Annotated in this window: 16 protein-coding genes; 8 read left to right on the forward strand and 8 right to left on the reverse strand. The window is 68.9% G+C overall.

Annotated elements, in window-relative coordinates:
• The first annotated feature begins 81 nt into the window (after positions 1 to 81).
• The 5 genes from H609_RS0112795 to H609_RS0112815 all read left to right on the forward strand — a co-directional run bounded on the left by H609_RS0112795 (position 82) and on the right by H609_RS0112815 (position 5455).
• A complete protein-coding gene (locus H609_RS0112795) occupies positions 82 to 447 on the forward strand; it encodes a 5-carboxymethyl-2-hydroxymuconate Delta-isomerase (RefSeq protein ID WP_028485100.1) in 366 nt (121 codons plus the stop codon).
• Positions 448 to 515: 68 nt separating this feature from the next.
• On the forward strand, positions 516 to 1826 hold the full coding sequence (locus tag H609_RS0112800; RefSeq protein ID WP_028485101.1) for a hypothetical protein: 1311 nt from the start codon (positions 516 to 518) through the stop codon (positions 1824 to 1826).
• A gap of 107 nt (positions 1827 to 1933) precedes the next feature.
• Complete coding sequence (locus H609_RS0112805; protein ID WP_019583930.1) at positions 1934 to 3085, forward strand: putative zinc-binding metallopeptidase; 1152 nt, start codon at positions 1934 to 1936, stop codon at positions 3083 to 3085.
• A gap of 56 nt (positions 3086 to 3141) precedes the next feature.
• Positions 3142 to 4800 (forward strand): BCCT family transporter, encoded by a 1659-nt coding sequence (locus H609_RS0112810; protein ID WP_028485102.1) that lies wholly within the window; start codon positions 3142 to 3144, stop codon positions 4798 to 4800.
• 370 nt (positions 4801 to 5170) lie between these two features.
• Positions 5171 to 5455, forward strand: a complete 285-nt coding sequence (locus H609_RS0112815; RefSeq protein ID WP_018867151.1) for a hypothetical protein — start codon at positions 5171 to 5173, stop codon at positions 5453 to 5455.
• 23 nt (positions 5456 to 5478) lie between these two features.
• Here H609_RS0112815 and H609_RS0112820 read toward each other — a convergent pair whose 3' ends face one another.
• From H609_RS0112820 to H609_RS0112845, 6 genes are all read right to left on the reverse strand, one after another.
• The gene (locus H609_RS0112820) at positions 5479 to 6057 is read right to left on the reverse strand and encodes a hypothetical protein (RefSeq protein WP_018867152.1); all 579 of its coding nucleotides are present in this window, start codon (positions 6055 to 6057) and stop codon (positions 5479 to 5481) included.
• Positions 6058 to 6156: 99 nt separating this feature from the next.
• A complete protein-coding gene (locus H609_RS0112825) occupies positions 6157 to 7149 on the reverse strand; it encodes an NAD(P)H-dependent glycerol-3-phosphate dehydrogenase (RefSeq protein WP_018878283.1) in 993 nt (330 codons plus the stop codon).
• Positions 7150 to 7215: 66 nt separating this feature from the next.
• Positions 7216 to 7740, reverse strand: a complete 525-nt coding sequence (gene secB / locus H609_RS0112830; RefSeq protein ID WP_018867154.1) for a protein-export chaperone SecB — start codon at positions 7738 to 7740, stop codon at positions 7216 to 7218.
• A 106-nt stretch (positions 7741 to 7846) separates the two neighbouring features.
• Positions 7847 to 8137, reverse strand: a complete 291-nt coding sequence (grxC, locus tag H609_RS0112835; RefSeq protein ID WP_018881631.1) for a glutaredoxin 3 — start codon at positions 8135 to 8137, stop codon at positions 7847 to 7849.
• On the reverse strand, positions 8137 to 8565 hold the full coding sequence (locus H609_RS0112840) for a rhodanese-like domain-containing protein (RefSeq protein WP_018867156.1): 429 nt from the start codon (positions 8563 to 8565) through the stop codon (positions 8137 to 8139). Before H609_RS0112840 ends, grxC begins: the two co-directional genes overlap by 1 nt.
• 28 nt (positions 8566 to 8593) lie before the next feature.
• The gene (locus H609_RS0112845) at positions 8594 to 8929 is read right to left on the reverse strand and encodes a helix-turn-helix transcriptional regulator (protein WP_018867157.1); all 336 of its coding nucleotides are present in this window, start codon (positions 8927 to 8929) and stop codon (positions 8594 to 8596) included.
• Positions 8930 to 9002: 73 nt separating this feature from the next.
• Between H609_RS0112845 and H609_RS0112850 the strand changes: the two genes are divergently transcribed.
• From H609_RS0112850 to H609_RS0112860, 3 genes are all read left to right on the forward strand, one after another.
• The gene (locus H609_RS0112850; RefSeq protein WP_028485103.1) at positions 9003 to 10184 is read left to right on the forward strand and encodes a murein hydrolase activator EnvC; all 1182 of its coding nucleotides are present in this window, start codon (positions 9003 to 9005) and stop codon (positions 10182 to 10184) included.
• A gap of 120 nt (positions 10185 to 10304) precedes the next feature.
• Complete coding sequence (locus H609_RS0112855) at positions 10305 to 11582, forward strand: S41 family peptidase (RefSeq protein WP_018867159.1); 1278 nt, start codon at positions 10305 to 10307, stop codon at positions 11580 to 11582.
• 31 nt (positions 11583 to 11613) lie between these two features.
• Positions 11614 to 12156 (forward strand): DJ-1 family glyoxalase III, encoded by a 543-nt coding sequence (locus tag H609_RS0112860; RefSeq protein WP_028485104.1) that lies wholly within the window; start codon positions 11614 to 11616, stop codon positions 12154 to 12156.
• 257 nt (positions 12157 to 12413) lie between these two features.
• Here H609_RS0112860 and recG read toward each other — a convergent pair whose 3' ends face one another.
• A complete protein-coding gene (gene recG / locus H609_RS0112865; protein ID WP_081659452.1) occupies positions 12414 to 14528 on the reverse strand; it encodes an ATP-dependent DNA helicase RecG in 2115 nt (704 codons plus the stop codon).
• On the reverse strand, positions 14500 to 14889 hold the full coding sequence (locus tag H609_RS0112870) for a RidA family protein (protein ID WP_018878288.1): 390 nt from the start codon (positions 14887 to 14889) through the stop codon (positions 14500 to 14502). Before H609_RS0112870 ends, recG begins: the two co-directional genes overlap by 29 nt.
• Between the last annotated feature and the right edge of the window lie 2 nt (positions 14890 to 14891).

The following is a 14891-nucleotide window of genomic DNA, read 5'->3' on the forward strand; positions in this document are numbered from 1 at the left end:
GGGTCCGTGTTGCGACACCATTGCGGACCCGGCGCAATGCGGCCTGCGAGCCGCGCCGCGCACGCCGAGGGAGCTTTGGGTATGCCGCATCTGATCGTCGAATACTCGCAGGACCTGGCCGCGGGGCCGGAGGTGGCCGTCTGGCTGGACGCCGTGCATAAGGCGGCGCACGCATCGGGGCTGTTCCCCGAATCGCATATCAAGGTGCGCGCCCACCCGGTGGCGCAGTATCGGGTCGGGGGTGCGGTGCGGCCCTTCGTGCATGTCGAGGTGAGTCTCAAGTCCGGACGTTCGCTGGCGCAGCGCCAGGCGCTGAGCGAGGCGGTCCTGCGCGCCCTGCAGGACCGGGTCGGGGAGGCGGTGATCACCGTCGAGGTGACCGAGATGGAGGCGGCGAGCTACGCGCGGCACGATCCGCGGTCCGGAGACCGGGACCGCCCGGATTGAAATCCGGCGCGCGGGGCGAGTCGCTCGGCGCGGACCGCTACACTCGGGGGCAGGAAGGACGGAACGGGATGTTCGTGATGACGGTGGTACGGTTGGTTGCGGTCCTGGCGCTGGGGTTCGCGCTGGCGGGGTGTTCGCTGCTGGATGCGCGCGAACAGCTTGCGCGCATGGGCGGGGCCTGTGTGATCAGCGGCACGGTGGGGCCGGACGCGACGGCGTCCGAGGCCGGTCGGACGGGGCCCTATGTGGTGGCGGTATTCCGCGAGCCGGTCGCGGGTGCCGGGGTGCCCGAGCCGGTGGATCACGTCGTCAGCGCCCAGGGCGGGAGCTGGTTCTTCGGCCTGGAGCCGGGTCGCTACCGCGTGCTGGCCTTCCGCGACGAAGAGGGTGATCGGGCCCAGCCCGCCGGTGCCTCGGTCCAGTATGTGGCCGGTGGCGAGGCGCTGGACTGTGGCCCCGGCGGGCGGCTGACCGGGATCGAGATCCGCGTGAACGGGGACCATCGCCTGACCCACCCGGTTGCGCTGCCGGCAACGCGCGGCCTGGTGGGTGCCGAGGGCGCCAGCGATCTGCCGCTGAGCCTGGGGCGGGTGACCGCCTTCGGCGCGATTACCCATCTGGATGACCCGCGTTTTGCGTCCGAGGTGGCGCGGGGCAGCCAATGGCGACCCCTGGACTTCGTGATGGACGGTTACGCGGGCGTGTATTTCCTCGAGCCCCATGACCCGACGCGGACGCCGGTGCTGTTCGTGCACGGGATGAACGGCTCGCCGCGGGACTTTGCCGGGCTGCTGGAGGTTCTGGACCGCGAGCGTTATCAGCCGTGGTTCTACTATTACGCCTCCGGTTTGCCACTGCAGTCGGCGGCAGCGCATCTGGCACAGGTGGTGGAGGAACTGGAAGTGCGTCACGGGGTCAAGTCGCTGCCGGTGGTGGCGCACAGCATGGGCGGGCTGGTGGCCCGGGGTTTCCTGAACGAGCGCGCCCGGCGCGAGGCGGCGGCACCGGTGCCTGTCATGATCACCCTGTCCACGCCCTGGGCCGGGCACGAGCGGGCGCAGCAGGGGGTGGATCGCTCGCCGGTTGTGATCCCGGCCTGGCGCGACATGGCGCCGGGCAGCGATTTCCTGGAAGGCCTGTTTCCGCTTCCGGGTGCGGGGGCAACCGAGATGCATCTGGTGTTCAGCTACCAGCGCGGCGAAGGGGGGGCGCGCGCGACCGCGGACGGGGTGGTCACGCTGGCCAGCATGCTGCACCCGCCGGCCCAGCGCGAGGCGGCCTCGGTCTTCGGTGTGGCGACCACGCATGCCGGCATCCTGTCGCATCCGCTGGCGCTGGAGCGGGTCGAGGAACTCCTGTCCCGGGTGGAGGATCGGTAATGGCCGCGCCGCGGCGGCCTCTGCACCGCGACGGGGCAGCGGAATCGGCGTAGTCTGGGGCAACCCGGCCGCGCTTTGAGCGGGCGGGCGGTTCAACGGGGAACGCGATGCAGTTGTTCGAGTGCGAGTTCTGTGGGCAGGGGGTGTATTTCGACAACACCTACTGCACACGCTGTGGTCACCGGCTGGGGTTTCTCCCGGATCGTCTGGAGGTGTCGGCCCTGGCGCCGGCAGGAGAGGCCACGGATGCCCGCGGGCACCCGGTGCCCGGCGGATTGTGGCGCGTGGCGGACGAGCCGGACGGGGCGCTGTACCGCCAGTGTCGCCACTACGCGGTGGACGCGATCTGCAACTGGATGGTGCCGCATGGCGACGCCGACCCGTTCTGCGTGGCCTGTCGCCTGAATCGGACCATACCCGACCTGAGTGTCCCCGGGAATGCGCGCCTGTGGGAGCGCCTGGAGACGGAGAAGCGGCGCCTGGTCTACGGGCTGTTGCGTCTGGGTCTGCCGGTGGTGCCGCGCCGTGATGATCCCAAGGGGATCGCATTCGACTTCCTGGCCGACACGGCCCCCGAGTTCCGCGAGGGCGGTGGCGTGGTCACCGGTCATGCGAACGGACTCATTACCCTGAATATCGCCGAGGCCGACCCGGCGGTCCGCGAGCGCATGCGCGAGGCGATGGCCGAACCCTATCGCACGATCCTCGGCCATTTCCGCCACGAGTCCGCGCACTACTACTGGGACCGCCTGATCCGCGATACCCCCTGGCACGCCGCCTTCCGCGAGTGCTTCGGCGACGAGCGCGCGGACTATGACGAAGCCCTGCGACGCCATTATGCCGAGGGGCCGCCCGCCGAATGGCAGGCCTCGTTCGTCTCCGCCTATGCCAGTTCCCATCCCTGGGAGGACTGGGCCGAGACCTGGGCCCACTACCTGCACATCGTGGATACCCTGGATACGGCGTCCGCCTACAACATGGACATCGTGCCCGGTGCCGGCCCGTCGGCACGGCTGGGCGCGCAGGCCGATGCACCGGCCTTCGATGCCTATGCCGCGGCGGATTTCGATGTGCTGATGGAGCACTGGCTGCCGCTGGTCAGCGCCCTCAACAGCCTCAACCGCAGCATGGGCCATCCGCATGTCTATCCCTTTGTGCTGACGGCCACCGCCATCGCCAAGCTGGCGTTCGTGCATCAGGTCATTCAGGATTTCCGCACGGATTGTCGTGCCGCGCCGGCGGGTGCCACCGGTACCTGAGCGCACATCGGGGGCGTGCGGTCCGGCGCGCCCCCACTCAAGCCAAAGGACACCCGATGTACAACGTTGCCACCCGTGGCCCATTCAAGGGCCTGAATCCGCGTGTCGCGCCGCTCGCGCTGATCCTGGTGGTAATCATCGCCTTGCTGGGGGTGTATCGCACCGAGCAGCTGGGCGCGGTGGTGGGCGATGCGCGTACCTTCGTGACGCCGCTGCTGGAGTGGTACTACGTGGTCGTCATGGCCTTTTTCCTGGTGATGGTGGTCTGGCTCGGGGTCGGGCGCTACAAGAATGTGCGTCTGGGGCGTGACGACGAGGTCCCCGAATTCACCACCCTGTCGTGGCTGTCGATGCTGTTCGCCGCGGGCATGGGCGTGGGGCTTCTGTTCTGGGCGGTGGCCGAGCCGCTGTCGCACTACGGCGGGAACCCGTTCCTGATCGACAATGGCGACCGGGCCGCGGCCGCGGACATGTCCATGGTCCTGACCTACTTCCATTGGGGGCTGAATGCCTGGGGCGTGTTCGCTCTGCTGGCCCTGATCCTGGCCTACTTCGGGTTTCGCAAGGGTCAGCCTCTGGCCCTGCGCTCGGCCCTGCACCCGCTGATCGGCAAGTACAGTCATACCTGGCCGGGAGACCTGGTCGACCTGCTGGCGATCATCGCCACCGTATTCGGGATCGCGACGACGCTGGGCCTGGGGATCCAGCAACTGGAGTCCGGGCTGGCGCACACCGTCGGTCTCTCCCTGGAGGGGCACCGCGGACTGCTGATGCTGACCGCGCTGCTGACGGTGGTTGCGATCGTGTCCGTGGTGACCGGGATGCAGGCGGGGGTGCAGCGGGTCAGCCAGGCCAACCTCTGGCTCAGTGTCGCGCTGCTGGGACTGCTGCTGGTGGCAGGGCCGACCCAGTACCTGCTGGCGCTGGTCGTGCAGTCCAGCGGCAGCTACCTGCAGAACCTGCTGGGGCTCTCGCTGTACACCCATGCCCACCACATGGACGAGTGGCATTCCGACTGGACGGTATTCTACTGGGGCTGGTGGCTGGCCTGGGCGCCGTTCGTCGGGCTGTTCATCGCGCGCATCTCGCGCGGCCGCACGCTGCGCGAGTTCGTGATGGGCGTGCTGCTGGTGCCGACCCTGATCACCTTTTTCTGGCTCGCGCTGCTGGGCGGCACGGCCCTGCATGCCGAGGTCGAGGGCATCGCGAACATCGCCGAGCGCGTGTCCGAGGACCTGACCATGGCGACCTTCGCCACCATGGAGACCCTGGAGCCCTGGCTGATTGCGAAGACGGGGGCGATTCTGATCACGATCCTGATTGCGACCTACCTGCTGACCTCCGCCAATGCCGGGATCGTGGTCATCAATACCCTGCTGGCCCATGGATCCACCGAGCATCGGGCGATCCACCTGATCCTGTGGGGGGCGATGATCGGGCTTGTGACCGGGGTCCTGCTGCTGGCCGGCGGGCTGGAGGTCCTGCAGAACGCGGTCATCCTGGCGGCGCTGCCGTTCTCGCTGGTGATGCTGATGATGGTGGTGGGCCTGATGCGCGGGCTCGAAGACGAGCGCTACGCACCGCGCCCGGGCGAGCACACGGTCGCGCCGAGCGAGCCGTGGACGATCCCGCCGGACCGCGTCCACGAGGACTTCGACGTGGACGACGACGCCCCCGAGGCCCGCGACGAGGACGACGTGCCCCGGCGCTCCTGACCTGCGCCCCGAGTTTTCACCACGAAGCCCACGAAGGCACGAAGAAGGGCAAAATCGTTGCACCACAGAGGGCACGGAGGACACGGAGAAAACAAGCCAAGGGCCGTGCATGACGAGGGACCACGTGGATCGCTGCAGGCCGATCGACACACGCTTCCGTCCAACCCTGATGTTCTCAGTGTCCTCCGTGTCCTCTGTGGTTCAAATCGCTCTTGAAGTTGCCTTTCTTCGTGCCTTCGTGCGCTTCGTGGTAAACAAAATGGGCGGTGGGTAGAGGAGAAAGGCCCGCGCATCCTGCGCCCACTTTCGGGTGGGCGGGGCTTGCCGTAGCCTGTGCGCCCATCGTCAACCGAACCGCGAGAGAAGCCCCATGAGCGATACCCTGCAGTTGTCCGGCGAGCTGATCCAGAAGGTCCAGGAGGTGCTGACCGAGGTGGATCCGAAGGCGCAACAGCCCATCGTGGCCGTCCAGTACCTGAGCGCCATTACCGGGTTCATGGTCGCGCAGATGCCGGAGTCGGTGAACGAGCGCAAGGAATACCTGAAGCAGCTGTCGCAGTTCACCGAGTCGGTGTTCGTGGACGTGGAGAGTCGCAAGCAGGCCGCGCCGCCGCCGCAGGAAGCCAGCGGCGTGTGGCGCCCCGGCGACAACTGATCCGGGCTGGCGGCGCGCCGGCGTCAGCCGTTGTCGCCGCCTTCGCCCCGGTCCTTGCGCATCTGGCGCAGCATGGCTTCCTGCTCGTTGAAGCTGGGCATGCGCCGCTTGCCGCCCACGTCGCGGTCACGGTCGCTGGCGCCGGCCTGGCCGGACTGGCCCGGCTTTTCGGCGTCCTTGATGCGCTGATACTCCTGCAGTTCGCGGCGGGCATCCTCGTCGCTGGTGTAGCGGCCGCGGTAGTCCTGCGGCGGCTTGTGTCCCTTGCGCAGGAAGACCTGCTTGCGCAGTTCCTTGTTGTAGTCGGTGACCCGGCGGTCGATCCACCACAGGTCCACCAGCGCCCACAGCACACCGGCGCCCAAGGGTAGCAGCCACCAGAGGGCGGGTACGAAAAAGGCCAGGGCCAGGGTGATCGCGGTGAGCGCCAGGAAGCCGGCGCCGCCCAGCGGTTCGCGCAGGTAGAAGCGGTGCAGGCCCAGCGGGAACAGGACCCACGCGGCGTAGGCCGCGGGCCGGGTGCGCATCTCGCTGGCGAGCTTGGCATTGATGGACTGCAGGCCGCCGCCCTCCAGGTCCAGTTCCTTCCAGGCCTTGCTCATCCCTGCCTCCGTTGCGTTCACGTGTAGCGCCACGGTAGCCGCAACCCGGGGCGCGGGGCGATTGTGCGGGTGCCGCGCGAGGGTTTTACCGGCGCTGCGTCAGCCCTCTTCGCGCGTGGGGTCGCGTTCCAGCAGGCGGCGCACGGTGTCGCGCACCGGGCGGCCCTGGTAGAGCACGGCGTGTACCTCGGCGCAGATCGGCATCTCCACCTCCAGTGCCTCGGCCCGCACCACGGCGACCCGGGCTGTCTCCACGCCCTCCACCGACTGGCCGACCCGTGCGCGGGCGGTCTCGAGGTCCACCCCCTCGCCCAGCATCCGCCCCAGGCGGCGGTTGCGCGACTGGTTGTCGGTGCAGGTGAGGATCATGTCACCCAGCCCGGAGAGGCCGGTAAGGGTGGCAGGGCGGGCGCCCACCGCGGCGCCGAAGCGCTGGATCTCGGCCAGCCCCCGGGTCATCAGGGCGGCGCGGGCATTGGCGCCGAACCCGGCGCCATCGGCGATGCCCGTGGCCACCGCCAGCACGTTCTTCAGGGCCCCGCCGAGCTCCACGCCGATGACGTCGGTGTTGCGGTACAGACGCAGGGAACGCCCGTGCAGCGCCTCCACCAGGCGATCCATATGGCCTTCGTCGGTGGAGGCCACGGACAGTGCGGTCGGTTGCTCCTGCGCGACCTCGGCGGCGAAGGAGGGGCCCGAGATCAGGGCGGGCGGGTGTTCCGGACCCAGTTCCTGCTCGGCGATCTCGTGCAGCCAGGCGCCGGTGGCGGTCTCCAGGCCCTTGGTGGCCCAGGCCACCACCTGTCCGCGCGCCAGCCGCGGGGCCAGCCAGCGCAGGGTCGCGCGGAAGGCGCCGGAGGGGACGGCGATCAGGACCAGATCGCGGCCGTCGACGATCGCGGGGTCGGCGCTGACGCGGAGGTTGTCCGGGAAGCGGTGGCCGGGGAGGTAGCGGGCATTCTCGCGCTCGGCCTGCAGGCGCGCGGCGGTGTCATCGCCGCGTACCCACAGGGCCACGTCGGCATGCAGCCGCGCCGCATGCAGGGCCAGCGCCGTGCCCCAGCAGCCGCCGCCGAGGACCGCGATGCGCATCCTAGGAAACCCCATGCTTCATGTACGCGCTCGCGTCGGTACGCCAGGTCCTTCGGGGGCCTGGCGTCAGGCCTGCTGGCTGGGCGCGGTCTGCTCGCCGCCGGCCTGCTGCTTCTGCTCCTGGAGGTGCTGGGCGTACAGCGACTCGAAATTCACCGGCTGCAGCAGCAGCTGCGGGAAGCCGCCCTTCAGGACCAGGTCGGCGACGGTTTCGCGGGCGAACGGGAACAGCACGTTGGGGCAGTAGGCGCCCAGCAGGTGATTGCGCTGGTCCTCGGGGAAGTTGCGCACGATGAAGACGCCCGCCTGCTTGATTTCCACCAGGTAGGCGGTCTTGCCGTCGGACTCGGTGGTCACGGTCAGGCCCAGTTCCACTTCGAAGGCCCCGGCGGCCTCGTCGATCGGGCGCGCGTTGGTGTTCAGCTGGATGTTGGTCTCGCCCTTCCACTCGCGCATGAACACCTCGGGGGAGTCCGGCGCCTCGAACGAGAGGTCCTTGATGAAGACCTTCTGAATGGAGAAATCGGGACGGTCGTTCTGTTCGCCCTGGGCCGCGCCGTTGCCGCTGTTGGGGGAGTTCTCTTCAGCCATGATGTTCTATCTCGCAGTCGTCTTGAATCGGGGCATTGTAAGGGGATGCGCGCGCCTTGCGGGTGCGGTGGCCGGAAGCGCTGCCCGGTGGTGCGGGCGCTGCCGGTTATCCGGGACTGCCGGCGGCTGTCGGCTCGACCCCTGCCGCGGCGGCCAGGCGCGCCAGTTCGCCACTGCTGTCCATCGCCTGCAGTTCGTCGAAGCCGCCGATGTGGGTCTCACCGAGGAAGATCTGCGGGACCGAGGTACGGCCGTCGGCGCGTTGCTCCATCTCGGCACGCAGGCCCGGTTCGCGGTCGACGGCGTATTCCGCGAACGGATAGCCACGCTGGTTGAGCAGGCGCCGGGCCAGCAGGCAGAACGGGCAGCGCCCGCTGGAGTAGACTTCGAACTGCATTACTTCTTCTTGATGGGCATGTTGGCCGATTGCCAGGCCTGGATGCCGCCCTGCAGGTTGACCACGTCCTCGAACCCGGCCGCTGTTAGCTGCTGCGCGGCGCTGGCGGAACGGTTGCCGCTGCGGCAGTAGACCACCACGGGCTTGTCCTTGTACTTCTCGATGTCGCCCATGCGCTTTTTCAGGCTGCCCAGCGGGATGTGCTTGGCGCCTCCGATGCGGCCGGCCGCGACCTCGCTGTCCTCGCGTACGTCCAGCACCAGGGCGTCGTCCTGGTTGATCACGCGCACCGCCTCGGCCGGCGACAGGGAGCGGTACTTGCGGTTCAGGCGTCGGAGTTCGACGAACAGGATCATCCCGATCACCGCCAGCAGGGCGCCGGTCAGGATCGGGTGATTGGCGAGAAATTCGGGCAGGCGTTCAAGCATTCGGGAGACCGGATCGGAGGGGTGATTGTCAGGAACTGCAGAAAACGTCCTGCATCATACCGATCAGGCGCAGGGTCCGGGAGTCCCCCACGCGGTAGTAGACCCGGTTGGCATCCTTGCGCGTGGCGAGGATGCCCTTGTCGCGCAGGATGCCCAGGTGCTGCGAGATGTTGCTCTGCGAGGTCCCGACCTGGTCGACGATTTCCTGTACGCTGATTTCGCGATCGCCGAGAATGCAGAGGATCTTCAGGCGCAGCGGGTGGGACATGGCCTTGAGCGAGCGCGAGGCCCGTTCGATATCCTCGTCCTGGGACATCAGGCCGTCTTCGACGGACAGATCGTCTTCAACCGTTTCGTGGCTCACGGCATACCTCTCTTGCGAGCGAGGGAAATCCTCGCAACCGGGTCAGAATATAAGAACCTAAACGTACCCCGATATGCGAATCTGCGCAATCCTGAGTCATCCATATGGCCTCCGCGCCCCGTTCTGGTGCGGAGTGCTGGCCGGTCTGCTGCTGGCCCCGGGGGCCCTGGCGCTGGAACCCGAGGCTGAACTGCGCGAGACCCGCGAGGCGATCCAGGACCTGGAACGCACCCAGGAGGAGCGCTACGCGGCGTTGCAGGAACTGGAGGCCCTGCTGGCGGATGCCGCGCGCGGGACCGAGGACTCGCGCCGCGAGTTGCGCGAGCTGGCGCAGGCGCGTTCGCGCCAGGAGGCGGTCGTCGCCGACCAGGAGGCGCGGGTGGAAGAGGCCCGGGAGCGCCTGGAGACGGAACGCCGCGCGGCGGCCCGGCTGGTGCGCGACCAGTGGCAGCGCGAACGCCACGTCGGGCGCCTGAACGGTCAGGGCGGGGACGATCGCCACCAGGTGGCGTTCGCCGTGCGTATCCGCGAGGCCCGGGAGCAGGCGCTGGAGTCGTTGCGCGACCGGATCGAGGGGCTGGAGGCGGAGCGCGAGGCCCTGGCGCGGGAACGCGCGGTCCTGGCGGAACAGGAGGAACAGGCGCGCGCCGCGGTCGCGGACCTGGAACGCGAAGAGGCGCGCCAGCGCCAGGCCATGGCGGAACTGGAGGCGGCCATCGAGGACGAGGCGCTGGAGCTGGAACGCCTGCAGCGCAACGCGGAGACGCTGGAGGCGGTGATCGAGGAGGTCGAGGCGCGCAGCGCGGCGCGCGCCGAGGCCCCCGGGAACTCCGCCCCCGCGCAACCCGACGTGGCCTTCGCCGAGCTGCAGGGCGAACTCCCGCGGCCGGCCGACGGCCGGGTAATCCGCAGCTTCAATGATTCCCGTGGCAGTCGCCTGCGCTCGCGCTGGCGCGGCACGGTGCTGGAGGTCGAGAACGGCGCGGCGGTGCGTGCGGTGCACTACGGGCAGGTGGTCTACGCCGACTGGATGCAGGGCTACGGCTTCCTGGTGATCGTGGATCACGGCGAGCGCTACCTGACGCTGTACTCCAATGTGGAGGAGATCCTGGTGGCAGAAGGCGCAACGGTGGGCGCTGGCGAGCAGCTGGCCGTGGCCGGCGCGGGCAGCGAGGCGATCGCGCCCGGACTCTACTTCGAGATCCGGCATAACGGCGGACCATTGAACCCCGAGGGCTGGTGGCCCTCTCAGTAGACAGAGAGAAGTGAGACCGGGGTCCGGCAAAAGGCGGATGGAGCGCCTGCATTCAGGCGCCCATCACATTGCCGGTGCTACCATCCTCACACTGATCACCTCACGTAACGAGGAAAGGTAATGAGCAAGTCTTGTCGCACCGGATACGCCCTGATCGTCGGACTGGTCGTCGGGGTCATGCTGAGTGTCTCGGTGGCCGTCTACGCCGACCGCGACAATGGCGCGCAATCCGCCCTGCCGGTGGAGGATCTGCAGCGCTTCACCGACGTGTATATGCGCATCAAGCGCAATTACGTCACCGAGGTCGACGACAAGGACCTGCTGGACAACGCGATCCAGGGGATGCTGTCCGGTCTGGACCAGCACTCGGCCTACCTGGACGAACAGGACTTCGAGGACATGCAGGTCGGCACCTCCGGCGAGTTCGGTGGCCTGGGGATCGAGGTGGGCATGGAAGACGGGTTCGTCAAGGTCATCGCGCCGATCGACGACACCCCCGCCAGCCGTGCCGGGATCGAGGCCGGTGATCTGATTATCCGCCTGGACGGCGAGTCGGTGAAGGGCATGTCGCTGTCCGACGCGGTCGCCAAGATGCGCGGCGAGAAAGGGTCGGACATCACCCTGACCGTGCTGCGCGATGGCGAGGACCGACCGATGGAGATCACCATCACCCGGGATGTGATCCAGGTGCAGAGCGTGCGCTCCGAGATCCTGGAGGACGGATTTGGCTATGTGCGCATCAGCAACTTCCAGCAGCGCACCGCGCGCGATCTCGTGCGGGCGGTCGAGGACCTGCAGGAGCAGGGCGAGCTGAAGGGTCTGGTGCTGGACCTGCGCAACAACCCGGGCGGCATCCTGAACGGGGCCGTGGGAGTCTCGGACGCGTTCCTCGAGGACGGCCTCATCGTCTACACCGAGGGCCGTCTGGAGGACTCGCAGTTCCGTTACCAGGCCTCGCCGGGCGACGTGCTCAAGGGCGCGCCGATGGTGGTGCTGGTCAATCGCGGTTCGGCCTCGGCTTCGGAGATCGTGGCGGGCGCGCTTCAGGACCACAAGCGGGCCGTCGTCATGGGCCAGAACACCTTCGGCAAGGGCTCGGTACAGACCATCCTGCCGCTGACCCAGAACACCGGGATCAAGCTGACCACCGCGCGCTACTTCACGCCCGAGGGTCGCGCGATCAACGAGGACGGGATCGAGCCGGACATCCGCCTGCAGCAACTGGTGGTGCAGCGCAGTGACAGCGAGAACGGCGGCGCCCGCATGGGCCGGGACGGTCTGCCGGAGTCGGTGGACGCGGATGACGAGGACAATGGCGAGGCCCTGGCCGAGCGCGACTACGGCCTGAGCGAGGCGCTGAACCTGCTGAAGGGCCTGAACTTCTACAACCGCCGCTGAGCGCGGCGGGGTCGCGATCGACGGAGAACCGATGCCGAACGTACTGGTGCCCCTGGCTGCCGGGGCCGAGGAACTGGAGGCAGTCACCATCATCGACCTGCTGCGCCGCGCGCAATTCGAGGTCACCGTGGCCGGGCTGGAGCCCGGGCCGGTGACCTGCTCGCGCGGAACAGTCATCCAGCCGGATACCACCCTGGACCAGGTGCTGGATGCGGCCTTTGACCTGATCGTCCTGCCGGGTGGTCTGCCTGGGGCCAATCACCTTCGCGACGATGCCCGGGTGCAGGGACTCCTGCGGGCGCAGGCGGAGCGCGACGGCTACCTGGCGGCGGTTTGCGCCGGACCCAAGGCGCTGGCCGAGGCCGGTCTGCTGGAAGGCCGGCGCGTGACGGCCTTCACCGGCGCGCTGGATGACGCCGGGATCCCGTCCACCGGCGCCCCGGTGGAGGTGGACGGCCGCCTGATCACGGGCCGCGGCCCGGGCGCCGCGATGGACTTCGCCCTGACCCTGATCGAACAGCTCGCCGGCCGCGACGCCCGCGACGCCGTCGAGGGCCCGCTCCTGAGGCCCTGAGGGATGTTTCGACCACGAAGCCCACGAAGGCACGAAGAAGGTCAAGGGCTTTTCACCACAGAGGGCACGGAGGACACGGAGAAAAGAAGATCACTCAAGGATGCCGGGATTGCCGGGGTCTGCATCCCTGTCGATGCACCGATCATTGACGGTGCTCCGCAATTCTGATGTTTCTCTGTGTCCTCCGTGATCTCTGTGGTTCAAGCCGCTCTTGAGGTTGACCTCCTTCGTGCCTTCGTGGGCTTCGTGGTGAATTCCTACCCCACGGTGGCGTAGCGGGTGGCGCTGCCCAGCCAGCGTTCGATCAGGGCGCCGGCGCGGGCTGGGTCGTTCTCGATTCGTGCGGCCAGTGTGGTGGCCTCGTCCAGCAGGTCCTGATCGCGGGTCCAGTCGGCGACGCGGAAGCTGCGATCGCCGGTCTGGCGCGTGCCCAGCAGTTCTCCCGGCCCCCGCAGTTTCAGGTCAACCTCGGCGATCTCGAAGCCGTCGTCGGTGCGGCGCATCGCCTCCAGGCGCTCGCGCGCGGTCTCGCCCAGTGGCGGGCGGTAGAGCAGTACGCAGGCGGAGGCGGTATTGCCGCGCCCGACCCGGCCGCGCAACTGGTGCAGCTGCGAGAGTCCCATGCGCTCGGCGTTCTCGATGATCATCAGGCTCGCGTTGGGTACGTCCACGCCGACCTCGATGACCGTGGTGGCGACCAGCAGGTCGATTGCCCCCGCGCGAAAGCGCTCCATCACCGCGTCGCGCTCGGGGCCCTTCATGCGTCCGTGGGCCAGGCCGATGGTCAGTTCCGGCAGCGCTTCGCGCAGGCGTTCGGCGGTGGCCTCCGCGGATTCCGCCTCCAGTTGTTCCGACTCCTCCACCAGCGGGCAGACCCAGTAGGCCTGGGTGCCGGAGCCGCAGGCGGCGCGGATGCGCTCGATGACCTCGTCGCGGCGCTCGTGGCTGATCAGCGCGGTGCGTACCGGCGTGCGCCCGGGCGGGCGCTCGTCGATCACCGAGCTGGCGAGTTCCGCATACAGGGCCATGGCCAGGGTGCGCGGGATGGGCGTGGCGGTCATGATCAGCTGGTGCGGCATGTACCCGTTGCCCTTGTCGCGCAGGGCCATGCGCTGGTGCACGCCGAAGCGGTGCTGCTCGTCGATGATCGCAAGCCCCAGGTGGTGAAAGCGGACCTCCTCCTGGAACAGGGCGTGGGTCCCGATGGCGACCTGCCGCTGGCCCGCGGCCAGTTCGGCGAGCAGCTGGCCGCGTTCGCTCGCGGTCTGGCGTCCGCCCAGCCAGGCGATCGCGATCCCCAGCGGTTCCAGCCACTGGGCGAGGTTGCGCCCGTGCTGGCGCGCCAGCAGCTCCGTGGGGGCCATGAAGGCGACCTGGAAGCCGGCCTCCACCGCGGCCAGTGCGGCCGCGACTGCCACCAGGGTCTTGCCCGAGCCCACATCCCCCTGCACCAGCCGGTTCATCGGTTGCGGTCGCGCCAGGTCGGCGAAGATCTCGGCGGTCACGCGTTCCTGCGCGCCGGTCGGCGCGAACGGAAGCTGTTCGCGAAGTTGCTGCCACAGCGCCCCGGGCGGCTGGATGACCGGGGCGCCGCGCGCGTCCTGTGGGGTCCGGCTTTGCTGCATGCGTGCGAGCTGGTGGGCGCACAGCTCCTCCAGCGCCAGGCGGGTGCGCGCCGGGCTGCGGTTCTCCGCGGTATCCAGTTCGCCCAGGGCATCGGCCCGCGCCGGGGGATGGTGCAGCTGTTCCAGTGCGGCGTGCAGCCCGGGCAGGCCCTGGCGGGACAGCTCCGGCAGCAGATCGGGCAGGGCCTGCATGCCCGGCAGGGCGTGTGCGACCAGCTGGCGGAGCAGCTTCTGCGAGATGCCCTCGGTGGTCGGGTAGATCGGGGTCAGGTGCGATTCCAGCGCGGGCGGGGTATCCCCCACGGTCTGGAGCTCCGGATGCACGCATTCCAGCGCCCCGGGCAGGCCGCGCGGCTCGCCGAAGGCGCGGATGCGTGTGCCGGGGCCCAGGCGCCGTTGCTGGTTGGCGCCGAAGTGGAAGAAGCGCAGCAGGATCTGCGCCTGGTCGTCGGCCAGGGTGACCACCAGCATGCGCCGGCGGCGGTGCACCACCTCGGCATGGGTGACGCGGCCCTCGAACAGCGCGGCCAGGCCCGGGCGCAGCGCGGCGATCGGGGTCAGCCGGGTGCGGTCCTCGAAGCGCAGGGGCAGGTGGAACAGCAGGTCCCCGGCCTGTGCCAGGCCCAGGCGTTCCAGGCGCTCGGCCACCGCCGGGCCGACACCCTTCAGGGTGGTCAGCGGGGCCTGCAGGTCCACCGCAGGGGCTCGCGTCGGCTGCTCAGCCGCGCGGGCACCAGGCGATGGCATCCATCTCCACCTGGGCGCCCTTGGGCAGGGCGGCCACGCCGATCGCGGCGCGTGCCGGGTAGGGCTCGCCGAAGACCTCGCCCATGATTTCGTTGACCAGCGGGAAGTGGGTCAGGTCGGTCAGGAAGATGTTCAGCTTGGCGATGTCCGCGGTGCTCGCGCCCGCGGCCTCCAGGACGGCCTGGAGATTGGCGAATACCTGGCGGATCTGGTCCTCGATGCCGCCGCTCACCAGTTCCATGGTGGCCGGATCCAGCGGGATCTGGCCCGAAAGGTACAGGGTGTCGCCGGCGCGCACGGCCTGGGAATAGGGGCCAATGGCGGCCGGGGCGTTATCGGTCTGGATGATCTCGCGGGACATGC

Source organism: Thioalkalivibrio sp. ALE17 (genome assembly GCF_000425605.1).
Taxonomy (GTDB): domain Bacteria; phylum Pseudomonadota; class Gammaproteobacteria; order Ectothiorhodospirales; family Ectothiorhodospiraceae; genus Thioalkalivibrio.